The following is a 26384-nucleotide window of genomic DNA, read 5'->3' as shown; positions in this document are numbered from 1 at the left end:
TACCAACCACGCCCTGCGCGGAGGAGTGTTCAGTGAGTAGCGAGGCCTACATCTACGAGGCGATTCGCACGCCTCGCGGCAAGAACAAGGGTGGTGCCCTGCACGGCACCAAGCCGGTCGACCTCGTGGTCGGCCTGATCAACGAGCTGAAGGTCCGCCACCCGAACCTCGACCCGGCGGCGATCGACGACATCGTGCTCGGCGTCGTCTCCCCGGTGGGCGAGCAGGGCGCGGTCATCGCCCGGACCGCCGCGCTGAACGCGGGCCTGCCCGAGACCGTCGCGGGCGTGCAGCTCAACCGCTTCTGCGCCTCCGGCCTGGAAGCCACCAACACCGCCGCGCAGAAGGTCGCCTCCGGCTGGGACCAGCTGATCATCGCCGGTGGTGTCGAGTCGATGTCGCGGGTGCCGATGGGCTCGGACGGCGGCGCGCTGTTCATGGACCCGGCCACCGCCTACGACAACTACATCGTCCCGCAGGGCACCGGCGCCGACCTGATCGCGACGATCGAGGGCTTCTCCCGCGAGGACGTCGACGCCTGGGCCGTGCGCTCGCAGGACAAGGCCGAGGCCGCCTGGTCCGGCGGTTACTTCGCGAAGTCCGTCGTACCGGTGAAGGACATCAACGGCGTCACTGTGCTCGACCACGACGAGCACCGCCGCCCCGGCTCCACCATCGAAGGCCTCGGCAAGCTCAAGCCCGCCTTCGCCGGCATCGGCGAGCTGGGTGGCTTCGACGCCGTCGCGCTGCAGAAGTACCACCAGGTCGAGAAGATCAACCACGTCCACACCGGCGGGAACTCCTCGGGCATCGTGGACGGCGCCGCGCTCGTGCTGGTCGGCAACGAGCAGGTCGGCAAGACCTTCGGCCTGACCCCGCGCGCCCGCATCGTGGCGACCGCGTCGATCGGCTCCGAGCCGACGATCATGCTCACCGGCCCGACCCCGGCGACCCAGAAGGTCCTCGACAAGGCCGGGCTGACCCCGGACGACATCGACCTGTGGGAGCTCAACGAGGCCTTCGCCTCCGTCGTGCTCAAGTGGATCAAGGACCTGAACCTGCCGGAGGAGAAGGTCAACGTCAACGGCGGCGCGATCGCGATGGGCCACCCGCTTGGCGCCACCGGCGCGATGCTGGTCGGCACCGTGGTGGACGAGCTGGAACGCCGCCAGGCGCGCCGCGCGCTGGTGACGCTGTGCATCGGCGGCGGCATGGGCGTCGCGACCATCATCGAGCGGGTCTGAGGGATCTGAGGACAAGACATGGCTGAAGCGAAAACCATCCGCTGGGAACAGGACGCCGACGGCATCGTCGTGCTGACCCTGGACGACCCCAAGCAGTCCGCGAACACGATGAACGCCGACTTCCGCGAGTCGCTCGGCGTGGTCGTCGACCGGCTGGAGTCCGAAAAGGACACCATCACCGGTGTCGTGCTGACCTCGGCGAAGAAGACCTTCTTCGCCGGTGGCGACCTCAAGGACCTGATCCAGGCGCAGCCGGAGCACGCGGCCGAGATCACCAAGAGCAGCTCCCTGATGAAGGGGCAGATGCGCCGGCTCGAGCAGCTCGGCAAGCCGGTCGTCGCCGCGATCAACGGCGCCGCGCTCGGCGGCGGTCTGGAGCTGGCGCTCGCGACGCACCATCGCATCGCGGCCGACGTCAAGGGCAGCCAGATCGGCCTCCCCGAGGTCACCCTCGGCCTGCTCCCCGGCGGCGGTGGCGTGGTCCGCACCGTCCGCCTGCTCGGCATCCAGAGCGCGCTGCTGAACGTCCTGCTGCAGGGCCAGCGGCACCGCCCCGCCAAGGCTCTCGAACTCGGTCTGGTGCACGAACTCGTTGGCACCGTTGAAGAACTGGTGCCCGCGGCGAAGGCGTGGATCAAGGCCAACCCCGAGGGCGGCGTCCAGCCGTGGGACGTCAAGGGCTACAAGATCCCCGGTGGCAGCCCGTCGAACCCGAGCTTCGCGGCGAACCTGCCCGCGTTCCCGGCGAACCTGCGCAAGCAGATCAAGGGCGCGAACATGCCCGCGCCGCGCGCGATCCTCTCCGCGGCCATCGAGGGTGCGACGGTCGACGTCGACACCGCGCTGCTGGTCGAGACGCGCTACTTCATCAGCCTCGCCACCGGCCAGGTCGCGAAGAACATGACGAAGGCGTTCTTCTTCGACCTGCAGACCATCAACTCCGGCGGCTCCCGTCCGGACGGTTTCGAGAAGTACACCGCCAAGAAGGTCGGTGTCATCGGCGCCGGGATGATGGGCGCGGCGATCGCGTACGTCTCGGCGAAGGCCGGGATCGACGTCGTGCTCAAGGACGTCACGCAGGAAGCCGCCGAAAAGGGCAAGGGCTACGCGGTCAAGCTGGAGGAGAAGGCACTCTCCCGCGGCAAGACCACGCAGGAGAAGTCGGACGCGCTGCTGGCGAAGATCACGCCGACCGCCAAGGCGGAGGACTTCGCCGGGGTCGACTTCGTGATCGAGGCCGTGTTCGAGAGCGTCGAGCTCAAGCACAAGGTGTTCCAGGAGATCGAGAGCGTCGTCAACCCGGACGCCGTGCTCGGCTCGAACACCTCGACGCTGCCGATCACCTCGCTCGCCGAGGGCGTGCAGCGGACCGAGGACTTCATCGGCATCCACTTCTTCTCGCCGGTGGACAAGATGCCGCTGGTCGAGATCATCTGCGGCGAGAAGACCTCCCCGGCCACGCTGGCGAAGGTCTTCGACTACACCCTGCAGATCAAGAAGACGCCGATCGTCGTCAACGACAGCCGTGGCTTCTTCACCTCGCGCGTGATCGGCACCTTCATCAACGAGGCCGTCGCCGCGCTGGGCGAGGGCGTCGAGCCGGCGTCGATCGAGCAGGCGGGTTCGCAGGCCGGCTACCCGGCGCCGCCGCTGCAGCTGATGGACGAGCTGACCCTGACGCTGCCGCGCAAGATCCGCAAGGAGACCCGCGAAGCCATCGAGGCGGCCGGTGGCACCTGGACGGCGCACGCCTCCGAGGCCGTCATCGACAAGATGCTCGACGATTACGACCGCAAGGGCCGGTCCACCGGCGCCGGGTTCTACGAGTACGACGAGGCGGGCAAGCGGACCGGGCTGTGGCCGGGGCTGCGGGACGCGTTCAAGTCCGGTTCCGCCGACGTCCCGTTCGAGGACCTCAAGGAGCGGATGCTCTTCGCCGAGGCGCTCGAAACGGTGAAGTGCTTCGACGAGGGTGTGCTGACCTCGGTCGCGGACGCGAACATCGGGTCGATCTTCGGCATCGGGTTCCCGGCCTGGACCGGTGGTGTCATCCAGTACATCAACCAGTACTCCGGTGGCCTGCAGGGCTTCGTCGACCGCGCCCGCGAGCTGGCCGAGCGCTACGGCGACCACTTCACCCCGCCACAGTCCCTTGTGGACAAAGCGGCCAAGGGTGAGATCTACGAATAGCCCGTTAGTCCGATAGGACGCACCGAAGGGCCCGTCTCGCACTTCACGCGAGACGGGCCCTTTCGTTAACCCTTGTGGCATAACGGCATTCGTATACCTGAGCGAGATCGTTCCCGCCGATAACGGAACGCCCCCTTGTCGGCGCAGATGACGAACCGCGCTCCCGGCGCGCGAGACGGCTGTGACCATCCCGCATGACGCCGGATGCGGTATGGCGCGAGAACACCGCGATCCACACCTTCGTCCGGACACCAGGCAGACCAACAAGTACATCGAGGGCGTCACCGGCACGATCGACTACGGCGGTGACATCGGCCGCAACGTCGCGGACGCTTCACGACACCGGTTGCGGCTCCGCGATCGGCGCGCCGTCGCAGCTACCGACAGCGGGCTGCCCGGTCTCGAAGAACCGCACCACCTTGCTCGCGCACGGAAGGTTTATCAGCGATCCGTGTGCGTCGTCGTCCACGGTCAGCACCGAGCCACCCACGCGCTGCCGCATGTCGAGCGCACCTTGGTAGGGCGTCACGGACTCGTAGCGGTGCGCGATGAGCTGCAGCCGGCTGTGGCCGCGCCGGTAGTCCACGTTTTTTCCGGCGTACGGCCAGTTCACGCAGCTGCCGGAGTAGACGGGCTCGCTGCCGGTGGTGGCCACCGGGTACTGCGCCCGCAGCTTGGTGAAGCCGCGCCACATCTCTTCCAGATCACGCGTACCGGTGGCATCGGCGCAGTTGACCGCGTGCTGCACGAACCCGTTCAGCGTGGTCGGGCGTTTCTCGTCCCAGCTCAGTCCCGTGGTGGCCGCGTTCGAATCGCCCGGGTCCGCGGGCGGGTTCTTCCCCGCGCGTAGGGCGGCGAGCGCCGACGCGGCGTACCCCCAGCGCGTCGAAGTAGTACTCAGCTGGCTGGCCACCCAGATCCCGTCCACGGTGTACGTGTGTCCATTCTGGACGACCTGGCGAGGATGCGCCGCAAGCTCGTCCCGGAGCGCGATCCCGGTGGCGAACACCTGATCGGCGGTCGTGCCCAGGTGGAGCACGGCATCGCGCTCGGCCATCCAGCCGGAGAACCGGTGTGCATCGTCCTCGACCGCCTTCGTCGCCGCCGCGTCGATCCGGTCCAGGTCCAAGTCCGGGGGCAGCACCGAATCGATGGCCATCCGGCCCACGTGCCCGTCGAACAGGCTGCGGTAGGCGGCACCCAGCGCGGTACCCCAGGAAACGCCGAAGTAGTCGATCTTGTCCTCACCCAGCGCCTGCCGGATCCGGTCGACATCCCGTGCGATGGTGACCGCGCCGAGGCTGCTGGTGAACTCCGGGTCCTTCGCCGCGCAGTCGCCGAATTTTCCGGCGTGCCAGCGGATCCGGCCGAGCACCTTGTCCTTTTCGGACTCTCCCGGTGGCTGCGGCCTGCCGGCGATCGAGCAGTCGATCTGCCCGCTGTAGCCGGTGCCCCGCGGATCGAAGCTCACCAGGTCGTAGTACTTAGCCAGCTCGCCGAGCTTGCTGGTCCGGATCATCTCGGGCATCGCCATCCCGGTGCCGCCCGGCCCGCCGGGGTTCAGCACGAGCACGCCGCGCCGGTGTGCCGGATCGGACGCGGGGATCCGGTCCACCGCGATCCCCGTCGTACGCCCGTCCGGATGGGCGTAGTCGACCGGCACGGTCACCGTCGCGCATTCGGCGCTCGTACCGGCTTTCTCCGGCCACGATGGTGCGAGCTTCGTGCACGGTGCCCAGTTCAGCGACGGCGACGCCGCCTCGGCAGGCGTGGCGACCCCGAGAACCGCCACTGCCGCGCCGGTCACCGCCGCCATCTTGCGCAAGAACATGCCATCCTCCTCGGCCGGACCCGGTGCCGCCTACCAGCAGCGGGAAACCGCTTGTCCACCAACGGATCCTGGCCGAGCCGGTCCGCGGTGTCCATTTGGGAAGTCGAGACGGAACGCGCGCAGGTTCTCGTCGAGGGGACTTGTGGCCGCACTCACACTCGAAGAGTGGGGGAGGTGCCGAGGGATGCCTACAGCGTCGCTCGATGTCCCGAACGGCGCGTTCGAGACGTGGATCGCCCCGAACGCGCCGTTCGCGGCGGGTTCGCGGGCCGGTCTCACCCTTCCGGGGGTGGGGTGAGAATGCCCGCGAACCACAGGCCGAGTGAGTGCTCGGCGTCGGCTCTCGCCTGGGCGGGATCGTCAGCCGACGCGATGACGAGGGCGGCCTCGATGAGCGCGCTGAGGATGAGCCGGGCCAGCACGTCGACGGGCTGTGGGGGGATGAGGCCTTCGTCGACGGCGCGGGTGAGGGTTTCGACGAGCACGCCGAGGCCGTGCTCGGCTTCGATGGCGCGCCAGTCCGCCCAGCCGAGCACGGCGGGCGCGTCGATCAGGATGATCCGGCGCATCTCCGGACGGTCGCAGATGTCCAGGAACGCTTTGAGCCCGGTGAGCAGTCCGGTCGTGAGGTCGGGGGCGTTGTCCAGCAGGGCGGTGATCTCGCCGGTGAACTCGGTCTCCACCTCGATCACCACGTCCCGGAACAGCGCCTGCTTGTCGGCGTAGTGGTGGTAGAGCGCGCCCCGCGTGACCCCGGCGGCGCGCACGATCTCGTCGGCGGGCACCGCGTGGTAGCCGCGCGCGGCGAAGAGCGCGCGGGCGGCGGTGGTCAGGGCGGACCGGGTGCTACTGGAGCGATCGTGCTGACTGCGGCGCATGGCCCATCAGTCTGCCAAGGCGGAAACCCTCTCTCGCGCGAACCCGATGATCAGCTCGTTCAGCTTGTCGGGCCGGTCCTCCGGAACGAACGTGTAGCTGTCGCCGATCTCGGTCAGCCGGGCGTCCGGGAGCACCTCCAGCAGGCGGTTGGCCAGCGAAAGCGGGAACAGCTTGTCCTCCGAGGCCCACGCCAGCAGTACCGGACGGCGGAACTCGCGCAGCTTCTCCGCCGCCTCGAGGGTGTATCGCTTGTCTACCCCGCGCAGGAACTTCCGGAGATCCCGCCGGACCCCCGCCGACCGCCACGCGGGGTCGATGTACGAGTGGACCGCGTCCATCGGGACCGGCCGCTTCGCCACCCAGCCGAAGCCGATCGGGAGTGAGCGGACGAACTTGCTGCGCAACGCGGCGGCCAGCACTCCCATGGTCCCCGGGACCTTCGCGAGCCGGGGGAGCGGCGCGAAGATCGGCGGAAAGAAGTGCTCGAACGAGTCCGACGGCGTGAGCACCACACCGGCGATCCGCTCGGGATGGTTCGCCATCAGGATCTGCGTGAGCGCGCCGCCGGTGTCGTTGGCCACCACCAGCACGTCACGCAGGTCGAGCGCGGCGAGGAATTCGGCTATCAGCTTCGCGACCCCGGACGGCGTGAGGTCCGCGTCCGGCGCCAGCGGCCGCCGGTGCGCGCCGAGCGGCCAGTCCGGCGCGAGGCAGCGGAACCCGGCTTCGGCGACCGCGGGCACGACCGCCCGCCAGAGGTCCGCGTTCACCAGCAGCCCGTGCACGAAGACCACCGGACGGCCGGAGCCGGTGTCCACGTAGTCCAGCGTGCCCTGGCCGAGCTGTACCTGACCGGTGCGTTCGAGCATGGCGCCCTCCTCGGATCGGTACGGCCCACCTTACATACATGGTGTATGTATGTAAATGCGCGCGGTTCAGTCGGTCCGTTCGTGGCTGGTGAACAGGTCGACCATGCTGTGGGGTGCATCGGCGCCGTACATGATCTTCTGGAGCAACTCGGTGCCGTCGGCGGCGGCTTCGGCGCTGCGGGGGAACATGGCTCGCTCGTATTCGGCGAGTGCTGTTTCGACGTCGCCGGGCTGCGCGGCGAGGGCTTTGCCGAGCTCGGCGCCGTCGAGCATGGCCAGGTTGGCGCCTTCGCCGTTCGGGGCCGCGAGATGGGCGGCGTCGCCGATCAGGGTCACCCCCGGCGCTCGATCCCACCGGTGCTCGACGGGCAGGGCGTAGTGCGGGCGCAGGACCGGCGGGGTGTCGCCGTCGGTGAGCAGCGCGGTGAGTTCCGGTGCCCAGCCGTCGAATTCCCGCATGATCCGGGCGATCGTCGCGGCGGGATCGGTGAAATCGATGGCGGCGAACCAGTCCAGTGGTCTGGTGAGTGCCACGTAGGTGTGCAGGGTGTCCCCGCTCTCGCGGTGCGCCTGGATCCCCTTGCCCGGCGCGAGTGCGCACATCGACCCGCCGCCGACCGCTTTCGCCGTGGCCGGATGCCGGATGTCCGCCTCGTACAGATACGTCTCGACGACCGACATGCCGGTGTATTCGGGTACCGCGCCGGACAGCAGCGGCCGGACCTTCGACCACGCGCCGTCGGCACCGACCAACAGACTCGTGACAATGGCGCTGTCGTCGGCAAAAGTCACCTCGTGACGGCCCTCGTCAAGGGTGCGAACACCGGTGGCCTTGTGTCCCCAGTGGACAGTGCCGGTCGGGAGCGAGTCGAGCAGCATCTGCCGTAGCGCACTGCGCTGCACCTCGGGACGGCCGCCCGTGCCGTCGTCGGCCTGGTCGAACAGGACGGTTCCGTCCCGGTCGAGGACCCGCTGCTGCTGACGGCCCTCCAGGATGAGGTCGCGGAACTCGTCCATCAGGCCTGCCGCCTCGACGGCGAGCTGGCCGTTGTAGTCGTGGATGTCGAGCATCCCGCCCTGCGCGCGTGCGGTCGGTGAGGGTTCCGCCTCGTAGACCGTGGCCGGGATTCCGTTGACGTGCAGGACGCGAGCGAGCGCGAGGCCGCCGAGTCCGGCGCCGACGATCGTGACGGGGGTGTGCATCGTGAGCTCCTTCGAGAAGTTATGGAATGCCGTTCCAGTCCTCATGTTGGAACGGCATTCCAGATATGTCAAGATGGGGGCATGGCAACGCGGGCACGCCGGTCACAGCGGCGCACGGAGGCGCTCTCCCGTGAGCGCATCGTCGAGGCCGCCATCGAGCTGCTCGACGCGGAGGGCGAGGGCGGGCTGACGTTCCGGGTGCTGACCCAGCGCCTCGCGACCGGGCCCGGGGCGATCTACTGGCATGTGGCGAACAAGGGCGAACTGCTCGACGCCGCGACCGAAGCCGTCATCGTCGCCGCGCTGGCTGTCGAGCCCGCCGAGCCCCCGGGCGATCCGCGGGACGGGATCCGCGCCGTCGCGTTCGGCCTGTTCGACGCGATCGACGACCATCCGTGGCTGGTCACGCAGCTCGCCACCCAGCTCTCCCGTGGCCCCGGGGGGCCGGTGGCGCCGCGGATCTTCGAAAGCATCGGCAGGCAGGTCCGCGCGCTGGGTGTGCCCGAAGGCAACTGGTTCACGGCGAGTTCAGCGCTGATGCACTACATCCTCGGCGCCGCCGGCCAGAACGCGGTGAACGCCCGCGGCGTGGAGTCCGATGTGGACCGTGCCGAGTTCCTCGGCGCGGTGGCGAAGGCCTGGGAAGAACTCGACCCCGACGACTACCCGGTCACCCGTGCCGTCGCGGAGCAACTGCGCGAGCACGACGACCGCGAGCAGTTCCTCGCCGGGATCGATCTCGTGCTCGCCGGGATCGCCGCGCTCCACCTGCCCGGGCGCTAGGCGTACTTATCGGGAGGGGACGCGGAACTCCCCGGCCAGCGCCGCCGCGGCGGGGGAGAGGTGGCCGGTGCGCAGGGCCAGCGCCATCGTCCAGGTCAGCACGGGTTCGGTGACGGGGACGGCTTTCAGGCCGCTCTGCCGTCCCGCGGCGGTGGCGGGCATCAGGGCGATGCCGAGGCCGTGCCGGATCAGGCCGGCGACCGTGGCGTAGTCGGCGACCTCGAACGGGACCGCCCGGGTGAGTCCCGCGGCGCGGAACGCGGCGTCGGTGGCTGCCCTGTTGCCCCAGCCGGGCGCGAAGTCGATGAACGTCTCTTCGGCGAGTTCCGGGACGGCCACGCGACGACGCCGGGCGAACCGGTGATCGGGGCGGCAGACGAGGTGCATCGGTTCCTCCGCGAGCCGACGAAGCTCCACAGTGGACGGTGCGGGTCCGGAATGCGAGAGCAGGGCCAGATCGAGCGTGCCGTCGGCGACGGCGCGGAGGTGTCCCGCCGAACCGGTCGCGGACTGTCGCAATTGGACGGTCACGCGCGGATGCTCCCGGTGGAAGCGCCCGAGCGCGGCGGGCAGGTCCACCGGCCCGGTGGACATGAGCATCCCCAGCAGAACCGTGCCCTGCAGCTGCCCGCGGTCGCCGGACACGCTGTCGCGGGCCCGGCGGCTCGCCTCCAGTGTCGCTTTCGCCTCGGGTAGCAGCGATGCCCCGGCCGGGGTGAGCGCGATCTGGCGTTTCGAGCGGTCGAACAGCTCCACGCGCAGCTCGCGTTCGAGCCGGGCGACCGCGGCGGACACCGCGGACTGGACGGTGTGCGTCCGCCGGGCGGCCCGCGAAAAGCTCAGTTCCCCGGCGACCGCGACGAAGTACTCCAGCTGGCGTAGTTCCACGCTCCTCAGTATCGCGCATCGCGATGAGTCGTATCGCGATCTTTCGTTGGACGTGATGGGTCTCGCGGAGCAGAGTCGAGGGAGGAAACGTTGACGTGAAGGGAGCCCGACGATGAACGACATGCCGCGAATCGGCTGGATCGGCACCGGACGGATGGGCGCCGCGCTGGTCCGGCGGCTGCTGGCCGCCGGGTACCCGGTCGCCGTCTGCAACCGGACCAGGGCCAAGGCCGAGGCACTGGCCGCGGACGGTGCCACGGTGGTGGACCGGCCGGTGGACCTCGCCGACCGGGATCTGGTGTTCACCATGGTCTCCGCGTCCGCCGACCTGCTGGCGGTGACCACCGGCGAGGGTGGGGTGCTGCGTGGCGACACAACGCCGAAGGTGCTGATCGATTGCTCGACGGTGTCGGCCGAGGCATCGGCGGAGGTGCGTGACGCCGCCCGCGAGCGGGGCACGGAATTCCTCGCGGCTCCGGTCAGCGGTAACCCGTTCGGGGTCGCGGACGGCGTGGCCACGCTGGCCGTGTCCGGGCCTGGCAGCGTGTACGCGGAAGTCCGGCCGGTGCTGGACCGGCTGGGTGCCGGGGCCACCCACGTGGGCGAGGCGGAGGAGGCCCGGCTGGTCAAGATCTGTCACAACGTCCTGCTCGGCGTCCTCGCGCAGACGCTGTCGGAGGTCACCGTGCTGGCGAACAAGGCGGGCATCCCGCGGGCGGCGTTCCTGGAGTTCCTGAACAATTCGGTGCTGGGCTCGCGGTTCACCCGGTCCAAGACCGCCGCGCTGGCCGAACTGGACTTCACGCCGACCTTCACCCCGCCCCTGTTGAGCAAGGATCTCGAACTCGGCCTCGCGGCGGCGCGCGAGCACGGCGTGCCCATGCCGATCGCGGCGAACGCCGCCCAGCTCGTCGCGTCGGTGGTCGGTGCGGGCTACCACGACGAGGACTTCGCCGTGCTGGTGCTGGAACAGGCGCGCCGCTCCGGGCTCACGCTGCGGCCGGAGCAGCCCGCGTGAACTAGTCAGCTCAGGCGCTGAGCACGCCAATGGCGTCCTCGACGGCGTCGCCAGTGACGGCCCCGTTCGGCGACCACAGATGACTGCGACGCGGGGAAATCCTGGTGGAGCGTGGCGAATTCGCGGGCGGTGATCGCCATCGTCACCGGGTACTTGATTTCCCCGCGCAGCAGCTCGGGGTCGCGCAGGCGGCCCTCCTCGCGGAAACCGAGGCTGCCATGCAGTGCGAGTGAGGCGAGATTTCCGCCGTAGACGCTGACTTCGCACTTCTGGTAGCCGTGCCCGAACATGACCGCGAGCACGACGGTGACGGCGTCCGCGGCGTAACCACAACGCCGATGCCGCGGCGCGATCCCGATGCCGTAGCTGAACCGGCCGGGAAACGGGCCCGCTTCGGTGATCCACAACGACCCGACGAGCATCCGGCCGCGCAGCGTCTCGATCGCGAACTGGCGGTCGTCACCGGCGGCCGCGTCGGCCCGATGCGCGGCCCAGTGCCGGTAACCGCCGATCCGCGGGGACGGATCGCCTGCCGCGTCCCGGTCGAACCCGGTCAGCGTGCGATGGTCCCCCGCGGTGATCGCGCGTAACCGCACCTTCCGCCCGGTCCAGTCCGGCGTCGTGATCGCCGTCGGGCTGTGCAGGTCCACCGGTTCCGAGCGGGCTGGCTGCGTGATCATCGGCGGAGATGTTACCGGGTCGGGCCGGCACGGGTCTCGGTTTTCCGCCGTCCGGGGACCGTCAGCGGGCGAGCCTCGCGCGGGCGTCTTCGGTGCGCGGGGTGAAGAAGTTGACCAGGTTGCCGTCGGGATCGCGGAACAGCAGGGACCGGTTTCCCCACGGCATCGTGGTCGGCTTCTGCACGATCTCGGGCGCGACGGCCAGGCTCGTCAGCCGCTCGTACTCCCGGTCGGCATCTTCGACGAGGAACTCGAGGATCGCGGTCCGGTTCGACTCGGGTACAGCCGCTCCGGCGCTGAACAGCGCCATCGTCTGGGCGCTGCCGATCGCCAGTGTGCATGCCGGGCCGACGAGTTCGGCGAACTGTTCGGCGGGCCACCGCGCCTCGATGCCGGTCGCCTGCTCGTAGAACTCGGCGAGGCGGGCGACGTCGTTGCTGATGACACGGACGGAGACGAACTGCACGGCGGATCCTTTCCACGGGATCGGGGGCGGTCTGAGTCCGCCCTCCGAGGGACACCGGCCACGCTAGAAGCAATAGTGGACAGGATCCGCCCGGTATTGCGAGGATCTTTGCGTGACCCGCCCGATCGCCCGTGTGCTGACCCTGCTGGAGATCCTCCAGAGCGGCGGCACCCGGACCGTCGCCGAACTCGCCGAGCGGCTCGACGTGGACGAGCGCACCGTCCGCCGCTACGTCGAGCACCTCCTCGACCTGGACATCCCGGTCCGGTCGGTGCGTGGACGGTACGGCGGATACCGCCTGGCCCCGGGCTATCGGATGCCCCCGCTGATGCTCACCGGCGAGGAGGCGCTCGCCGTCCTGCTCGGCCTGGTCGCGGGACGGCGTGCCGGGCTGATCACCACCTCGGCCGCGGCCGCCGAGAGCGCGGCCGCGAAAGTCCAGCGGGTGCTGCCCGAAGCCGTCGGACGCCGTCTCGACGCGTTGCTGGAGATCGCCGATTTCACCGCGCCCGCACGACCCGCGCTCACCGCGGAGGCCGAGGTGTTGCTCACCGTCGCGGAGGCGGCGCGGGATCGTCGCCCGGTCGAACTCGCTTACACCGCAAGCCATGGCGGTGCCAGCGAACGCGTCGTCCAGCCGTACGGGATCGTGGCGCACTCCGGGCGGTGGTACGTGACCGGCTTCGACTCCGCCAGTGGTGAGGTGCGCACCTTCCGTGTCGACCGGATCACGAACGTCGAGCCGCGGGCCGGAACCTTCGACGTGCCAAGCGGTTTCGATTCCGCCGGGCGGGTGCTGACCGCGATCGCCGAAACGCCTTACCAGCACGAGGTTTCCGTGCGGATCCAAGCGACGTCCGAGCAGATCCGTTCCGCTTTCCCGCCTGCCGTCGCCCTGTTGGAGGAGATCGACGGGACTTGGCTACGGGCCCGGATACGGGCGCAGCGGCTCGACTGGATTCCGCCGTTGCTCGCCGCGCTCGACCGTCCGTTCGTCATCGAGCGGCCCGAAGCCCTCCGCGAGCTGGTGCGAGCACTGGCCACTCGGCTGTCCGGCCACGCCGGGGAAATACCGGATACCGCTACCAGTACTGATGCTGCTTCCCGTCGGTGTCGGCGATGAAGACGACCGCGTCGGCGCCGGACAGGTCCGCCTGAGTCAGCGGGAGATGGCCGCGCACCATGGGTTCGGCCGTGCCGATCGACGCGGGAAGCGCGGCGCGCAGTTCCGCTGCCGGGAAGAGAGTGCGCCGGGTGGTCGCCTCGGCCAACATGCGCTGGAGGGTTTCCGGCTCGCTCTCGGGACTGGCGTCCGTGGCGACGAACAGGTAGCGCTCGCCGAGGGTGAGCTCGACGAGTGCACCGGGGTTGCCCCAGCTCACGGCGTCGCCATCGGTCGGTGTGTGGCGTTGCAGGAGGCCGTTGTGCGCGAAAACCAGGCTCGGCCCGTGTCCCTCTTCCCGCGCGACGAGCGCGTGCAGATTCTCGGCCATCATCTCCGAGCGCAGGCCGAACAGGGTCGCGACGCGATCGGGCGCCGTGTTGGCCATGGCCGCGTGATACCGCAGCAGACCCTGAGCGGCGCGCGCGTGCGCGACGGCGTGCGCGAAGCCGGTTGGGTCGGCGAAGCGGAGGTCTGGCGCTGCGCGGTGAAGCGCGCTGGCGAGGTCGTCCGCGACGAGACGCAAGGCGCGGACGCGGTCGGAGTCGCCGATGGACGCGGCCGGGTCGAACGCGGCTGCCTCGTTCGTCCAGTCCGCGTCCTCACCGAGCAACGTGTCGAGTTCGCGGGCTGACGCGGGCCGCAGTGCCGAGGGCAGGTAGTCGTTGACCGAGAACAGTGCGCGTCGAGGGCTCGGCGCGCTCGAGATCTCCAACGGCGCGTCGAAACCGTGGAAGCGAACCCGGTCCGAGGGTGCCCGGTCGGCATTGTGCGCGCGGAGCCATTCGACGAGTTCACGGTTACCCGGCACGTCACCGAATCCGTGGCTGAACCCGGTCGCGAGCACCGTGTCGAGGTCCATCGCGGCCCCACCCACGTAGTCGTCGACAACGGAGGCGGCGAAGACATCGGTCTCCAGCGCGATCGACCGATATCCCCGTTCGACCAGCCGGCCGAGGATTTCGTTGCGCAGCAACGGAAACGCCTCGACCCCGTGCGCCGGCTCACCGAGGGCGAACAGGGCGGGCGGCTCGGCCCGTGTGGCGAGCAGTTCGTCGAGTGCGCGGCCCAGGCTCGCCGGGTCGTCGAGTGGGCGGCCGATCTCCCGCAGTGACATGAGTACCTCTTTCCTCAGGAACTGCCATCGACGCTATCGTTGAAGAATCGAGTGAAACTTCTCCGACGACCACCTGAGTCAGCGAGAGCCAAGCCTCAAACGGAGGTGCGAGCTGCGGCCCATCGACCTCGCCAGGGAACACGGGTTGTCCGCCCAGGCGATCCGCAACTACGACGACGCGGGCGTCTTCCCGCCGACCCGGCGCAGCGAGTCCGGCTACCGGCGCTACACACCGTTGCACGCACAGGCCCTCCGCGCCTTCCTCGCGTTGCGCGGCGGCCACGGGCATCAGCAGGCCATGGAGATCATGCGCGCGATCAACCGGGGCGACACCGAATCCGCCTACCGGCTCATCGACGCCGCGCACGTCGAACTGCTCGCCGAACGCGGCACCCGCACCGAGGTCGCGGCGGCTCTGAGCAGCCTGTCCACCACGACGCCCGCCCCCGTCCACGGCAGGCCGCTGACCGTGGGCGAACTCGCGCACCGGCTCGGCGTGCACCCGGCCACACTGCGCACCTGGGAATCCGAAGGCATCCTGCACCCCGAACGCGACCGCGCGACGGGGTATCGCCACTACGGGCCGGACTGCGTGCGCGACGCCGAGATCGCCCGGCAGCTGCGCCGCGGCGGCTATCGGCTGCACCAGGTCGCGCAGTTCCTCGAATCGCTGCGCGAAGCGGGCGGGGCGGACGCGTTGAGCGCCTTTCTGGACTCCTGGCAGGACAGGCTGACCCTGCGCAGCCGCAACCTTCTCGCCGGCGCGGCACAGCTCGACGCCTACCTCACCCTGCTCCAGCAGACGTGACGGGGCGAGCGTGCCGGTGTCACCATGGACACCGGCACGACCGGCCGCGCTATTTCGGGGTGTAGCACTGGATCCCGGTTTTCCAGTTGCCATCGTGGGTGGCACTGGCACCGCCACCGGTGCAGAAACGGTCGCCGGGCCCGATAAAGGCGACCGCGGAGTTCATCGCCGAATCTATTGTGGTGCCTGCCCCCTGGTAACCCCAGGTCATGTACTGGCTGACGTCGATCTTGGCCACGTAGCACCTGATGGACATCGCGACCCCGCCATCGACGCTGATCGACTCGCCGAACGCGGAGCACATCGTGATGCCGGGCCCGCCCGACTTGCGTGCGATTTCGAGTGCCGCGGCCTGCGCGGAGTCCACCGTGTTGCCGCTGGCCGCGAAGCCCCAGTACAGCATGTTCTCGGTGCTGAACTTCGGGATCTGGCATTGCGTAGCGGCCTCGAAGCCGAAGCCCACCGGCGAGCCCCCTGCGGAGACACCGGTGCAGCGGGTTCCGCCGAACGTCGCCTTCAACGTCTGGACGGCCGAAACCGCCTTGTCCACAGTGGACCCGTAGGCCCGATAGACCCAGTTCATCGTGTCCGCCGCCGAAGCGTCCGTCACCCCGGTCAATGTCGTGGTCCCGACCACGGCCGCCACGGCACACCATCTCGCTGTCCGACGCATCACCTTCGTCATCCCCTCCCAACCCGTCGACAGGACAAGGGAAGCGTCGTCCGCTCCAGCCCACGTCCACCACGGCAAAAGTGCCCTGGCACCGAAGTCGCAGGCGCGCGGTTCTTTACTGTGGTGCGTGCTCGATCTGTTCGCGAAGAATGTCGCCGTGTCCCGCGTGCCGGGCGAACTCTTCGATCATGGCGAGCAGCGTGAAGCGCAGGCTGATCGTTCCTTCCCGGGGGATTTCCTTGGTGTCGTCGAGGTCGAAGCGGGCGGCGATCTCCCGTGATCGCCGGCTCGCGCGTTCGTACTCGGCGATCACGTCGGCCAAGGTCTCGTCGTCCGTGACGGTGAAGGTGCCTTCGTCCCGTTTCGAGTAGCCGTCGCATTCGGATTCTTCGAGACCGGCCCAGAATCGCTGGAACCAGATTCGTTCGGCGGCCGCGGCATGCTTGAGCACCGAGATCGGTGTCGTCAGCGAAGCGACGAGCCTGCGGCGGGCGTCGGCTTCGGAAAGGCCGCGCGCGGTCTCGATCAGGGCTTCGCGGTTGCGATCGAGCATGTTCTCGAGGAGTTCTCGTTCGCTGCCGTTGGTGATTCTGGTGGTACTCATGGGTTTTCACTCCGTTCCTGTGCGGGGGTCGGTTCGACGCGGGGTTGGTGAGCGGGCACGGCGCGTCCGGAAGCTCGAACGAGGTGGGGACGCCGAGGCGTGCGATGTATTACCGCTTTGCTGCGCGGGGAGCGTGTCGACGCGGGCAGAACCGAAACACCGCAGTCGAGATCAGCCGCCGGTAACGGCGCTGACGACGTCACCCTATCGTGCCCCGACGGGCGCGTCGAGGCAGTCGGCGAACTCCGCGTCGAACCGACCTCGAACTCAGCGGAACGCGGCGATGTTGCGGGCGGCCCAGTCGGCGAAGGGGCGAGGGGCGCGGCCGAGGACCCGCTGGACGTCCGGGCTGACGCGCAACTCGGCCGGGCTCGGCGAACCGAGGATGTCCAGGGTGTCGTCGGCGAGTTCGCCAGGCATGCTCTGCGTCATGCCCGCTTTGGCCTCTTCGCGGGTGAGCTCGTGAAACCGGACCGGCGAGCCCAGCGCGGCGGCGATGGCCTCCGTCTGCTGGCGCGGCGTGATCACCTCCGGTCCGGTCAACTCGTACACGCCGCCGGTGTGCCGGTCGTCCAGCAGGCAGGCCGCGGCGACCTCGGCGATGTCCGCCGGGTCGATGATCGGCACCTCGGTGTCGCCGAAGGGCGCGGCGACGACCTGTTGTGCGCGAACGGACTCGACCCACCACAGGGCGTTGGAGGCGAAGCCGCCCGGCAGCAGCAGGTACAACGCCTTCGCCCCGGACAGCGCGGGTTCGAGGCCGGCGGGATCGGTCAGGTCGGCCACCACGTGGCGGACGCCGTCCGGTACCGACGCGGCGTGCCGCGACACCGCCGTCACCGGCAGGGAGGTCGGCGAGCCGCTGACGGAGCTGTTCGGCCGGATCACCCGGCGCCTGTCACCGCGCGACGCCCGATAGCGGGTAGCGGCAGGGATTTCGGCTCCGGCAACGCTCGGTGGTGTTCTCCGTCCGCTGGATGAGCCGGACCCGGAAGATCACCGCTCCGTCCACGTGGGATCGGGGCTAGCGTGCGCCGCGTCGTTCGGCCCAGAGCCGGTCGAGGTATCGCATGAGCGCCGGATAGATGATCGCGTAGCGGAACGGCTTGATGAAGGCCATGTACGCCTTGCCGACGGCGCCGCGTGGCTTGACGTAGACGGTCATGTGGGCTTGATACCGGCCGTCGCCCTGTTTCACCCAGGCCAGGTGCATCACGCCGTACATCGTGCGGTTGGATATCTCGTCGGCGAACTCGGTGCCGGTGCGATACAGCGGGCGGAATGGCTTGTCCGCGAGGCGGGAATCCGTTGCCGTGGTGCGGAGTTCCGCCGGCACCCGGCCGATCAGCGACCGCTCGTCGGTTCCGGGCACGGGCGGCCAGGCGCCGGCGTCGTCCGCTGATGTCGAGATGCGCCCCAGTCCGAACATGCGGCCGAGCAGGTCGCGAATGCCCCACAGCAGGCGCACCGGCAGCGGCGCCGACCCGGGGAAGTCGATGGATTGCATGAGGTCGATGACGACCTCGAAGTCGTCGGGCCCACCCTCGATGGGGAGGGCCCAGACGTCCTCGACGTCGAAGTCGTGGACGATGTCGTCGATGATCCATCGCTGGGATTTCAGCGCGTCGTCGGAGGCTCTCATGTGTCTTGCGCTCCTTTCGAGCAGAGATAGCGGATCGGGCGGATGAGGGCGCGATAGAACGGCCGTACCAGCCGTCCGGCGATGCGGGCGTGGCGTTCCTCGTGCCAGACGCGCGCCCGCGGATGCGCTTCGATCAGCCGGTCGACGACGCCGGCGCCGAGGCGGTGTACCGGCAGGGTCGAGCACACTTCGATGAGGCAAAGGTGCTTGATGCTCAGGTAGCCGTACCGCGCCGGGCAGATCAGCCGTATCGGCGCACCGTGGTCGCCGGCGAGAGGTCGTCCGTTCAACCGGTCGGCCAGCAGGACATCGTCGGCGAGCGCGTCGCGCAACTCGACCACGGATGCGACTTCGTCGAGGCCTTCGAACGCGAGGTGAGTGACCGTGGTGTCCGGCTCCAGCGCGGGTTCGACGAACAGGCGATAGAAGTTGGCGAAGCGCACGCCTTCCCAACGCAGGTCGGTCGCGGTCCAGCCGGCTACGCAATGGAAGTCGGCGACGATTTCACGCCGGGGCAGCTGGGACAGTTCCGCCAGCCGCACCTCCTGGCGTCCGCGCACCACACCGCTCAGGGCGATGGCGGGGTTCTCGGGCACGGGAGGTGGCGGCCGGTGCAGGTGTGTCCCGAAGCGCGGAAATCCATCGACGCGGCGTTGCCCGGGCGGAAGTGTCTTCATCATAACCCCCAAACCGACCGACGGTCGTTCACCGACCGATAGTCAGTCTGTATGCTCGGGCCGGTGAGTGTCAAGCGGCTGCGGGAACGGCAAGCGGAGGCCACGCGTGAGCTGCTGGTCGGGATCGCGCGGGAGCGATTCGTCGAACAGGGCTACGCGGCGACCGCGATCGACGACATCGTGCGGCGCGCCGGTATCGCGAAGGGTGCGCTCTATCACCACTTCAGCGGTAAGGACGCGCTGTTCAAGGCGGTCTATGACGTGGTGCTGGACGAAACCGCCGAAGCCGTGATGACCGCGGCGCTGGCCGAACAGGAGCCGTGGGCCGCGGTACGGGCGGGTTTGTCCGCGTTCCTCGACGCCTGCTTGCAGCCGGCGTTTCGGCGGATCGTGATCATCGACAGCGTGGCGGTGCAAGCCGCGAACTCGTGGGAAGGCGGCCTAGAAGGCGTCGAGCTGCCGATGCTGCGTACCGTGCTGACCCCGCTGGTGGACAGCGCCGCCTTGCCGGATGTTGCGCTCGACCCATTGGCACACGTCGCGCTTGGGGGCCTCTACGGCGCAGCGCTGTATATCGCCCGAGCCGCCGATCCACAGGCCGCCCGCACCGAGTCCGACGCCGTACTCGACATCGTCCTTCGCGGCGTGCGAGCCGTCGCTACCGGGTAATCGGTCAGTTCGTTTTGGACGTTGGCAGATGCGCGCCGAGGTAGCCGACGTAGATGTGTCCCGTGTGGTCGGTGTCGTCGAGGAAATGCAGGCGCGGCGCGGGTGGTTTGAAGCGTTCCAGCGCGATGTGCGCGCCGAAGTACTCCCGTCCGGTGGGGTTCGTGTCCGGGCTGACGCGAAAAGTGCGGGCCTGGCGGAGCCGTTCGTTGGTGGTCACGGTCTCCGATTCGGTCAGCGCGATGATGTTGGCGCTGATCAGTGACCCCGGCTGGCCGGTGCGGGCGAAGGCGAGTACGTCGCACAGTTCCGGGCCGGGTTCGCGGCCCGATTTCCGGATCGTGTTGCGGGCACCGGCGTACGCGTCGAGCGTGCGCAGGGCGTCCCATGCCTTGCGCCGCCACGCCGCGGCCTTCGGATGGTGATCGAGGATCGTGGTCGGGCCGAGTTCGGCGGTGATGTCGAGGTTGGTGAGTGCCTTCGACGCGGTTTCGAACAGTTCCACGAAGCTGGGGAACTCGGCGGGCTCCCTGCCGTCGGTCCCGGCCTCGTCGGTCCCGGTGACGCGCGCGAGCGCGCCGGCGAGCAGGCCGTTGGCGCGCCGCAGATCGTCCCGTTCGTGCTCGACCTCCTCGAACGCCTTGGCGTAGTCGTCCATTGTGGACTGTAGCTGGCTGATCTGGGCGTGGAGCGCGTCGGCGTCGACGGCGGAGAGTTCCTCGATCCGGGAGTGGAGTCGCTTCGATTCGGCGACGGCGCGGGCGCGTTCGGCCTCGTCGGCGGCCGAACGTCTACGGAGAATGGAAATGACGCCGCGGGCTTCGGCGAGTTCGCGTTCCACGTGGCGCAGCCTCTCGGCGAGTGCCGCGTCCGGCGCCGGTTCCGCCTTGGTAAAGGGATCCGCCGACCACCATTCCCGTACCGAGGGTACTTCCGCCCAGTCCTCCGGGAGGGGACTCCGGCTCCTGGCCTGGATCTGCTGGCTGATGGCGAGGTCGAGCAACTCCGGCGTGGGTGTCTCGGTCCGGATGATGTCCGGCAGTTCGTCGCAGGGCGGGACGAACAGCCGGGCGCCCGCCGGGACGGCGCAGCCGAGGGGGAGACAGCTGTTGAGCGATCGGCGGAACCGGTCGTCGACGTCGAACACGTTCACCAGTCCCGGCCAGCCGTCGACCGGGATCGCGCGGTCGTCGCTGATGATCAGCAGCGCGGTGGTCCGCCGCGGCGAGACCATCGCCTCCGCCAGGAGATCGGCGACCCGGTCGCATTCCTCGCGGGGCCAGCCGCGAAGGCTCAGCGAGGGACCGTCGAGCGGGATTTCGTCGCAGCCGCTCGCGCCGAGTTCCTCCAGTCCTATCCGATGTGCCGGCGCTTCGATGCTGGTGCGCCACGGCCGGGTGCAGGCGGCCGAGACCAGCCAGGCGATCCGGTCCTCGCCCGCGGTATACCGCAGCGACAGCAACACCTGGACGGAGTAGCGGCCTTCCTTGTCGTCCCAGGAGAACTTCAGGTCGCAACGCCGCTCGCCGCCGTCGTCGGAGCAGCCGGGATCGGCGACCTCGTAGGCGGGCGTCTCCTGCTCGCGTTGCCGGGAAACCAGCCTGTTGCGCAGGGAATCGAGCGGGCGTTTCCCCTCGACGGGAATGAGCCCGTCGTGCCAGATCCGGTGCACCCCCACTGGGCGACTCCGTTCGCTGCGGTCCAAGGAATATCGGCACAGTAACGGATCAGCACGCTGCGGGGAGTCCTTGACAGGGCGGGAAAAACCCGGGAAGTACGGTCTTCACCCACGTAGGCGACACGGACGGGTGAGAAGATTACCCACCGAAGTCCGCCGCGATATATGCCCATCATGGGGCAACTGATTTCGCGGAGCGGTAATCAGCGATTGAAATATGTCCCGTATGTTCCCGGCGGGAAGAGCGAATCCGGGGTGGTCCACGCCGACGGCGTGAGGGTGAACACCGCCGCCCCGGCCAGCGCGATCGCGATGGTGAGCAGTCCGAGGTAGAGCCCGAGCCGCGACGCGTTCGAGCCGGTCTGGAGCCGGGCCCCGGCGAAGTAGCCGAAGATGATCGAGAGGACGCCCGCCGGGATCATGGCGAACCACAGCGCGCCGAGGACGAGCACGAACACCTGGCTGATCCAGGAGTACGGCGGCACGCCCTGCATCTGCGCCCGGACGACCAGCCATGCCACCCAGGTCGCCAGCGCGAGGACCGCCGCCACCGCGCTGAGGGAAACGGACGCGATCGCCAGTCCGTGCCGCGGGCGTCTCTCCGTCGCGACGTCGTGCTCGAGTTCCGGTGTGGACATCAGCTTTCGGTCCCGTCCGCTCGCCGGCTGATCCACTGTGCACATCGTCGGCCGGGTGATCCTCCGTTACCGGTGTACCGGGCGGGCGCCTCGCTGGTCTGGACACGCTGCATCTGGTGAGTGATACTGTTCAAAACTTCATGCGTTCGAACAGTATTGCTCATCTGGACTGTGTGCAGCCGGAGGCTCGAATGCGTTCACCCCGTCCCCGGACCAGCTGGTTCACCGCGCTCTCCACCGGCGCCCTGATGCTGGCTGTCCCGTCCACCGCCGCCGCGCAGCCCGGCCCCACCGTCGCCGAGGCGGCGAACGCCGTCGAAGTGCATGTCGCGCGCTCCGCGGGCGCGCCCGGATACACCGTGTCCGTCACCAAGGACGCCTTACGGATGACCACGTCCCGTGGCGGCCGGACCGTGCTGCAGAGCACCGGCGGCGACACGCTCCGGTTCGCCGTCGGGAACACCTGGCAGCACGCGACGAAGGTGACCGGCTGGGCGTGGCGGGACGGCACGCTGCGGATCACCGCGGACACCACCGCGCCGGGGATCACCGCCGAACTGCGGCTCACTCCTGGCGCAGACCGGTACGCGCTGGCCTGGGACGTCCACGGCGGAACCGCCGACAAGCTCGGCCTGACCTACGATCTCGGCTCCGCCGGGCACTGGTACGGCCACGGCGAGACGGCCACGCCGCAGGGCGGCCCCGGCGTCGACCAGCCGTGGCCGTTGGAGCGCGGTACCGTGCGGGACAAGGCTTTCAGCCCCGCGTCGTACGCGATGATCGACCCGTTCTGGTACACCTCGTCCGCCACCGGGCTGTGGGTCGACACCGGCGAGGTGATGGACGTCGGCATCAACGACGGCGGCGACGGCCTCGGCCGGTTCGTCGTCCAGCGCGGCGGGACCTACAAGGCGACGGTGTTCGTCGAGGACACGCCGCTCGAGGTGTACCGCGACTACGTCGGGATCGTCGGGAAGCCGGCCAAGAGCGACAGCACCTACCGGCAGTTCAGCGAACCGCTGTGGAACTCGTGGGCGCAGTTCTACACCAAGGTCGATCAGGCGAAACTGCTGGACTACGCGGAAAAGCTGCACGCCAACCGCGAACCGGGGCACACCGTCCAGCTCGACGACAAATGGGAATCCCACTACGGGAATCTCACCTTCGACGCCACCACGTTCCCCGACCCGAAGGCGATGTCGGACCGCATCCACGACCTCGGCTTCGACTTCGGGGTGTGGGTGACGCTGTGGATCAACCTGGACTCGGCGAACTACCAGTACGCCGTCGACCACGGCTATCTGCTCGGCGACCGCGCCGATCCGGCCAAACCGTGCAAGGTGACCTGGTGGAACGGTGAAGCCGGGATCATCGACCTCGCCAACCCGGCCGCGAAATCGTGGTACGAGAACAACCTTCGCGGTTTGATGGCGAAGTACCGGATCGACGGTTTCAAGTTCGACACCCGCTTCTTCGACGACCGGTGCGCGCCCAGCGGCGGCAAGCAGCGCTCGGACTACCAGCGTCTCGGCGCGGAAATGGCCGACCAGTTCGACCTGCAGGGCGCCGGCATCCGGGTGCACTGGACGCCGGAGGCGCACCGGAGCGGGATGACGATCCGCCAGGAGGACAAGGGGACCGGCTGGAACTCGGTCAAGGCCTCGGTGACCCAGAACCTCGCGATCTCGACCGTGGGCTACCCGTTCGTCGAGACCGACATGATCGGCGGCTCCCTCAGCGATCCGCCGCCCTCGAAGGAGGTGCTGATCCGCTGGGCGCAGTCGGCCGCGCTGATGCCGCAGATGTACTCCTCGACGTCGCCGGTGGACACCTGGGACGTCACGACCGGCAAGCACGTGGTGTACGACCAGGAAACCATCGACCGCTATCGCGCGGCGGTGAAGACCCACCAGCGGCTGGCGCCCTACATCTGGGACCAGGTGCAGTCCACGCGGAAGACCGGCGACCCGATCATGCGGCCGCTGTTCTTCGACTTCCCCGCCGACCAGCGAACGTACACAGTGGACGATGAGTGGATGCTCGGTCCCGCCGTACTGGCCGCGCCCCAGCTGACCGCGGGCGCGAGCCGGGACGTGGTCCTGCCGAGCGGGCTCTGGTTCGACGTCACGAAGAAGCGGGTGATCCACGGGGCCACGACCTTGTCCGGATACGCGACGCCGCTGGGTGTCACCCCGACCTTCGTCAACCTGCTCGCTCCCGGCGCCGCGAAAGCCCTGAACGCACTGCTGACCCCGTAGCCGAACGTCCGTGAAGGACTCCTTCCCGGCACTAAGCGCCGGGAAGGAGTCCTTCACGGCATGACCTACCGGATCAGTTCTTGGGCGATTCGGGACGCGGCAGAGTAGGAATCGCCGGTCGGACGTGCCTGGTAGCGCTGGTGGCCGTGGGTCCACTGGTCCTCCAGCGCGAACCAGTCGATCGGCCGCGGCGCGCGGTTCTCGGCCAGCGCGGTGTCCAGTTCGGTGAAGTACGTCCGCCAGCGGTGCGCGTAGAAGTCGCCGACGAGTCCGGCCCATTCGCGGTTGGCGTAGTCGTGCAGGCCCTCGGCGTCACTGTTCCGGGTGCCCCACACGGTCAGGATCGAGCGGGCGTCGAACTCCAGAAGGTCCTTTTCGGACGGTGTGGCGCCCGCCGCCCGCGCCGAGTCGAGCCAGCGGCCGAGCAGGAAGTGCTCGTCGGTGCCGAGCACCTGGTCGAGCAGATCCATTTGCCGCAGCCAGGTCCCGGTCAGTTCACCGAAGCGCGCGCGGTCCTTCGCGTCGTAGGCGGCTTTGATCCGTGGCAGCAGCTCACGGCTCCGGTTGGCCAGCACCTGGCGCGCGACGTCGACCAGGTCGTACCGGTAGGCCGAACTCCGCCGCAGCGAAGGCGAAACCTGGAGCAGCTCGGTCAGCGCGCGCTCGAATTTCGCCGGGTCGTACCGGAGGTGATCCGGGCTCCAAGCCGCGGCGTGCGTAGTGGTCAGGCTCGGCCTGGCCTCGTAGAGACCGTCCGCGCCTTCGCTCCACTTGTCGACCCGCGTCGTCCCGTATGCCGTTTCGCGAAGCGCATTCCACGCCGCTTTCGCGTGCGGATCCTCGCCTCCGTACCGGGACTCGGCGTACCGGTCGAACCAGGCCGCGAGGTCGACCGAACCGGGCGTCCAGGCGAGGTCGGTCAGCAGCGTCATCGCGGCGGGGTTGTTGTCCGCGCCCTCGGGCATCATCGCGATGCCGGACAGCCTGCTCCCCGGTTTGTCCCTCCACTGTGGATAGAGACGGGCCCAGTCCGGGGTGTTGGCGCCGAGCACGGTGTGGCCGCCGAAGTTCCAGATGCTGCCGAACGCGTACGGCGTGCCCAGCCAGTCCTTCTCGCGGTCGGTCACCGTCGGATAGCGGTCGGAAAGGCCGTCCACGATGAACATCCGGCTCTTGTCGACGGCGCCGAGGATGTCCGGCCGCGGGTTGGCCTGCCAGCCGAGGATCGCCCAGACGGCGTCCGGGTGCGCGCTCCGCAGCGCCTGCTGGACGGCCTTCGCCGCCTCGGGAACCGGGACGTCGCCGGGGTTCCCGCCCTCGTGCAGCAGGTCCATTTTGTACATCGACGAGTCGCCGTACAACGCGCTTTGGTTGCGGTAGAAGGAGGCCGCGACCTTGGCGAAGTACGCGCTGCGCGGATCGAGCCAGTCCGGCCGCTCGAAGCCACCCCAAAGGCCCTGCGGGACGACGCGGGCGCCGGGGTTGTGTTCGGTGAACTTCGGCGGCACGGTTCCGAAGTAGCCGGGGAGCACCGGGGTCATGCCGAGTTCGCGCAGCCTGCCGACGATCTTCCGCGCGAGCGCGGTGCGCTGGTCGAGCAGCCGGTCCGAGACGGGCCCGGCGAATCCGGACATGTTCTGCAGCAACCACCACGGCTGGTGCGCGGGCCCGGGGATCCACGCCCGCACGTCCGCGTCGCCGTAGCCGAACTCGCGGAACGTCCGCCGGTAGACCTCGTCCTGTCCGAGGTAGACCAGGACCTCGTTGATCCCGTGCAGCGCGAGTACGTCGATTTCCCTTTCCCAGTAAGCCCAATCCGCGTACGGCGCGGTGTAGCCGTCGTTCGTGTCGTTGAACGCGAAGCGGTGCGGCACATCTGCCCGGCGGAGGATCGGGTGGTCCGGCGCCGGGAGCCGCCGGGGGAGGTTCAGCTGCTGCCCGGTCCAGGAGATGTCGGCCTTGACGACCTCGCGGAGGTAGGTGTGGACGCCGGTGAGCAGCACGGCCGGGCTGGTGCCCTCGACGACGATCCGCCCGCGCTGTCCCGAAATCCGGTAGCTGTCCCCGCTGTCCTTCGGCACCGCGCGCAGCCGGATCTGGTCGTGTCTTCCCGGCAGGAGCCGATCGAGCGCGCGAGTAGCGGGTCCGGTGTCGAACGCCTGCGGACCGTCCGGGGCGGCGGAAGCGGTGGTGACGGTGCTCAGCAGGGTGGCGAGCACGACGGCGGCGAGGAACAGGCAGCGGAGACGCGGAGGGTGCATGGCTGGCTCCCGAGGGGTGGCGACAAGCCGACAATGTTCTTTTGTGTTCGCTGGAACCTCGAATCGCACATGATCGTACATCTGGTCTGTACCAATATGTCAAGAGCGGAGCCGCGGCGGGCTTGCGGGGGTGTCGGTGTCTCGAAAGC

At 69.0% G+C, this 26384-nt stretch carries 24 protein-coding genes; 8 read left to right on the top strand and 16 right to left on the bottom strand.

Annotated elements, in window-relative coordinates; translation table 11 throughout:
- The first annotated feature begins 32 nt into the window (after nt 1–32).
- Both ACFW0G_RS03255 and ACFW0G_RS03250 read left to right on the top strand, forming a co-directional pair.
- Nucleotides 33–1244 (top strand): acetyl-CoA C-acetyltransferase, encoded by a 1212-nt coding sequence (locus ACFW0G_RS03255; RefSeq protein ID WP_378323044.1) that lies wholly within the window; start codon nt 33–35, stop codon nt 1242–1244.
- Between the two features lie 18 nt (nt 1245–1262).
- Nucleotides 1263–3434: a 3-hydroxyacyl-CoA dehydrogenase NAD-binding domain-containing protein gene (locus ACFW0G_RS03250; protein WP_378323043.1), complete on the top strand. Its 2172-nt coding sequence runs from the start codon at nt 1263–1265 to the stop codon at nt 3432–3434.
- Nucleotides 3435–3768: 334 nt separating this feature from the next.
- On the opposite strand, the gene ACFW0G_RS03245 is transcribed toward ACFW0G_RS03250, so the two are convergent.
- The 4 genes from ACFW0G_RS03245 to ACFW0G_RS03230 form a co-directional block, all read right to left on the bottom strand.
- Nucleotides 3769–5265 carry an alpha/beta fold hydrolase gene (locus ACFW0G_RS03245; protein ID WP_378323042.1) on the bottom strand — a complete coding sequence of 499 codons (1497 nt, stop codon included), beginning with the start codon at nt 5263–5265 and terminating at the stop codon, nt 3769–3771.
- 275 nt (nt 5266–5540) lie between these two features.
- A complete protein-coding gene (locus ACFW0G_RS03240) occupies nt 5541–6143 on the bottom strand; it encodes a TetR/AcrR family transcriptional regulator (RefSeq protein WP_378323041.1) in 603 nt (200 codons plus the stop codon).
- A 6-nt stretch (nt 6144–6149) separates the two neighbouring features.
- A complete protein-coding gene (locus ACFW0G_RS03235; RefSeq protein WP_378323040.1) occupies nt 6150–7013 on the bottom strand; it encodes an alpha/beta fold hydrolase in 864 nt (287 codons plus the stop codon).
- A gap of 66 nt (nt 7014–7079) precedes the next feature.
- Nucleotides 7080–8216, bottom strand: a complete 1137-nt coding sequence (locus ACFW0G_RS03230) for an FAD-dependent oxidoreductase (protein WP_378323039.1) — start codon at nt 8214–8216, stop codon at nt 7080–7082.
- Nucleotides 8217–8297: 81 nt separating this feature from the next.
- Between ACFW0G_RS03230 and ACFW0G_RS03225 the strand changes: the two genes are divergently transcribed.
- Nucleotides 8298–8999, top strand: coding sequence for a TetR/AcrR family transcriptional regulator (locus ACFW0G_RS03225; protein ID WP_378323038.1), 702 nt, complete (start codon nt 8298–8300; stop codon nt 8997–8999).
- 6 nt (nt 9000–9005) lie between these two features.
- On the opposite strand, the gene ACFW0G_RS03220 is transcribed toward ACFW0G_RS03225, so the two are convergent.
- Nucleotides 9006–9887, bottom strand: coding sequence for a LysR family transcriptional regulator (locus ACFW0G_RS03220; protein WP_378323037.1), 882 nt, complete (start codon nt 9885–9887; stop codon nt 9006–9008).
- A gap of 112 nt (nt 9888–9999) precedes the next feature.
- Here ACFW0G_RS03220 and ACFW0G_RS03215 point away from each other — a divergent pair, with 112 nt between their 5' ends.
- Entirely contained in the window at nt 10000–10905 is a 906-nt protein-coding gene (locus ACFW0G_RS03215; protein ID WP_378323036.1) for an NAD(P)-dependent oxidoreductase, read from the top strand.
- A 5-nt stretch (nt 10906–10910) separates the two neighbouring features.
- On the opposite strand, the gene ACFW0G_RS03210 is transcribed toward ACFW0G_RS03215, so the two are convergent.
- Both ACFW0G_RS03210 and ACFW0G_RS03205 read right to left on the bottom strand, forming a co-directional pair.
- The gene (locus tag ACFW0G_RS03210) at nt 10911–11501 is read right to left on the bottom strand and encodes a GNAT family N-acetyltransferase (protein WP_378323132.1); all 591 of its coding nucleotides are present in this window, start codon (nt 11499–11501) and stop codon (nt 10911–10913) included.
- A gap of 145 nt (nt 11502–11646) precedes the next feature.
- Nucleotides 11647–12051 (bottom strand): VOC family protein, encoded by a 405-nt coding sequence (locus tag ACFW0G_RS03205; protein ID WP_378323035.1) that lies wholly within the window; start codon nt 12049–12051, stop codon nt 11647–11649.
- 112 nt (nt 12052–12163) lie between these two features.
- Here ACFW0G_RS03205 and ACFW0G_RS03200 point away from each other — a divergent pair, with 112 nt between their 5' ends.
- Complete coding sequence (locus ACFW0G_RS03200) at nt 12164–13174, top strand: helix-turn-helix transcriptional regulator (protein WP_378323033.1); 1011 nt, start codon at nt 12164–12166, stop codon at nt 13172–13174.
- Here ACFW0G_RS03200 and ACFW0G_RS03195 read toward each other — a convergent pair.
- Entirely contained in the window at nt 13134–14330 is a 1197-nt protein-coding gene (locus tag ACFW0G_RS03195) for an erythromycin esterase family protein (RefSeq protein ID WP_378323032.1), read from the bottom strand. The two genes, ACFW0G_RS03200 and ACFW0G_RS03195, sit on opposite strands and share 41 nt — an antisense overlap.
- Before the next feature lie 112 nt (nt 14331–14442).
- Between ACFW0G_RS03195 and ACFW0G_RS03190 the strand changes: the two genes are divergently transcribed.
- Nucleotides 14443–15138: a TioE family transcriptional regulator gene (locus ACFW0G_RS03190; RefSeq protein ID WP_378323131.1), complete on the top strand. Its 696-nt coding sequence runs from the start codon at nt 14443–14445 to the stop codon at nt 15136–15138.
- Between the two features lie 49 nt (nt 15139–15187).
- Here the strand turns inward: ACFW0G_RS03190 and ACFW0G_RS03185 are convergent, their stop codons facing one another.
- From ACFW0G_RS03185 to ACFW0G_RS03165, 5 genes are all read right to left on the bottom strand, one after another.
- Nucleotides 15188–15784, bottom strand: coding sequence for a hypothetical protein (locus ACFW0G_RS03185; RefSeq protein WP_378323031.1), 597 nt, complete (start codon nt 15782–15784; stop codon nt 15188–15190).
- Nucleotides 15785–15926: 142 nt separating this feature from the next.
- The gene (locus ACFW0G_RS03180) at nt 15927–16415 is read right to left on the bottom strand and encodes a DinB family protein (protein ID WP_378323030.1); all 489 of its coding nucleotides are present in this window, start codon (nt 16413–16415) and stop codon (nt 15927–15929) included.
- A 267-nt stretch (nt 16416–16682) separates the two neighbouring features.
- Nucleotides 16683–17303, bottom strand: a complete 621-nt coding sequence (locus tag ACFW0G_RS03175; protein ID WP_378323029.1) for an NmrA family transcriptional regulator — start codon at nt 17301–17303, stop codon at nt 16683–16685.
- 136 nt (nt 17304–17439) lie between these two features.
- Nucleotides 17440–18057 carry a DUF2867 domain-containing protein gene (locus ACFW0G_RS03170; RefSeq protein WP_378323028.1) on the bottom strand — a complete coding sequence of 206 codons (618 nt, stop codon included), beginning with the start codon at nt 18055–18057 and terminating at the stop codon, nt 17440–17442.
- On the bottom strand, nt 18054–18653 hold the full coding sequence (locus ACFW0G_RS03165; RefSeq protein ID WP_378323027.1) for a molybdopterin-dependent oxidoreductase: 600 nt from the start codon (nt 18651–18653) through the stop codon (nt 18054–18056). Before ACFW0G_RS03165 ends, ACFW0G_RS03170 begins: the two co-directional genes overlap by 4 nt.
- A gap of 144 nt (nt 18654–18797) precedes the next feature.
- Here ACFW0G_RS03165 and ACFW0G_RS03160 point away from each other — a divergent pair, with 144 nt between their 5' ends.
- Nucleotides 18798–19403 carry a TetR/AcrR family transcriptional regulator gene (locus tag ACFW0G_RS03160; RefSeq protein WP_378323025.1) on the top strand — a complete coding sequence of 202 codons (606 nt, stop codon included), beginning with the start codon at nt 18798–18800 and terminating at the stop codon, nt 19401–19403.
- Between the two features lie 4 nt (nt 19404–19407).
- Here ACFW0G_RS03160 and ACFW0G_RS03155 read toward each other — a convergent pair whose 3' ends face one another.
- Both ACFW0G_RS03155 and ACFW0G_RS03150 read right to left on the bottom strand, forming a co-directional pair.
- Nucleotides 19408–21078, bottom strand: coding sequence for a hypothetical protein (locus tag ACFW0G_RS03155; protein ID WP_378323024.1), 1671 nt, complete (start codon nt 21076–21078; stop codon nt 19408–19410).
- A 203-nt stretch (nt 21079–21281) separates the two neighbouring features.
- The gene (locus tag ACFW0G_RS03150) at nt 21282–21716 is read right to left on the bottom strand and encodes a hypothetical protein (protein WP_378323022.1); all 435 of its coding nucleotides are present in this window, start codon (nt 21714–21716) and stop codon (nt 21282–21284) included.
- Nucleotides 21717–21907: 191 nt separating this feature from the next.
- Between ACFW0G_RS03150 and ACFW0G_RS03145 the strand changes: the two genes are divergently transcribed.
- A complete protein-coding gene (locus tag ACFW0G_RS03145; protein WP_378323021.1) occupies nt 21908–23974 on the top strand; it encodes a glycoside hydrolase family 31 protein in 2067 nt (688 codons plus the stop codon).
- Between the two features lie 65 nt (nt 23975–24039).
- On the opposite strand, the gene ACFW0G_RS03140 is transcribed toward ACFW0G_RS03145, so the two are convergent.
- Complete coding sequence (locus tag ACFW0G_RS03140; RefSeq protein WP_378323020.1) at nt 24040–26235, bottom strand: alpha-N-acetylglucosaminidase; 2196 nt, start codon at nt 26233–26235, stop codon at nt 24040–24042.
- Nucleotides 26236–26384 lie beyond the last annotated feature (149 nt).

Origin of the sequence: Amycolatopsis sp. NPDC058986 (assembly GCF_042741125.1) — a bacterium.
Taxonomy (GTDB): domain Bacteria; phylum Actinomycetota; class Actinomycetes; order Mycobacteriales; family Pseudonocardiaceae; genus Amycolatopsis.
This window is presented reverse-complemented; position numbering and strand designations above follow the sequence as displayed.

What these genes read in the sequence shown, in the direction of transcription:
- ACFW0G_RS03250 (WP_378323043.1), top strand. Translation starts at nt 1,263, where the DNA reads ATGGCTGAAGCGAAAACCATCCGCTGGGAACAGGACGCCGACGGCATC.
- ACFW0G_RS03245 (WP_378323042.1), bottom strand. Translation starts at nt 5,265, where the DNA reads ATGTTCTTGCGCAAGATGGCGGCGGTGACCGGCGCGGCAGTGGCGGTT.
- ACFW0G_RS03240 (WP_378323041.1), bottom strand. Translation starts at nt 6,143, where the DNA reads ATGCGCCGCAGTCAGCACGATCGCTCCAGTAGCACCCGGTCCGCCCTG.
- ACFW0G_RS03235 (WP_378323040.1), bottom strand. Translation starts at nt 7,013, where the DNA reads ATGCTCGAACGCACCGGTCAGGTACAGCTCGGCCAGGGCACGCTGGAC.
- ACFW0G_RS03230 (WP_378323039.1), bottom strand. Translation starts at nt 8,216, where the DNA reads ATGCACACCCCCGTCACGATCGTCGGCGCCGGACTCGGCGGCCTCGCG.
- ACFW0G_RS03225 (WP_378323038.1), top strand. Translation starts at nt 8,298, where the DNA reads ATGGCAACGCGGGCACGCCGGTCACAGCGGCGCACGGAGGCGCTCTCC.
- ACFW0G_RS03215 (WP_378323036.1), top strand. Translation starts at nt 10,000, where the DNA reads ATGAACGACATGCCGCGAATCGGCTGGATCGGCACCGGACGGATGGGC.
- ACFW0G_RS03195 (WP_378323032.1), bottom strand. Translation starts at nt 14,330, where the DNA reads ATGTCACTGCGGGAGATCGGCCGCCCACTCGACGACCCGGCGAGCCTG.
- ACFW0G_RS03180 (WP_378323030.1), bottom strand. Translation starts at nt 16,415, where the DNA reads ATGAGTACCACCAGAATCACCAACGGCAGCGAACGAGAACTCCTCGAG.
- ACFW0G_RS03170 (WP_378323028.1), bottom strand. Translation starts at nt 18,057, where the DNA reads ATGAGAGCCTCCGACGACGCGCTGAAATCCCAGCGATGGATCATCGAC.
- ACFW0G_RS03150 (WP_378323022.1), bottom strand. Translation starts at nt 21,716, where the DNA reads ATGTCCACACCGGAACTCGAGCACGACGTCGCGACGGAGAGACGCCCG.
- ACFW0G_RS03145 (WP_378323021.1), top strand. Translation starts at nt 21,908, where the DNA reads ATGCGTTCACCCCGTCCCCGGACCAGCTGGTTCACCGCGCTCTCCACC.
- ACFW0G_RS03140 (WP_378323020.1), bottom strand. Translation starts at nt 26,235, where the DNA reads ATGCACCCTCCGCGTCTCCGCTGCCTGTTCCTCGCCGCCGTCGTGCTC.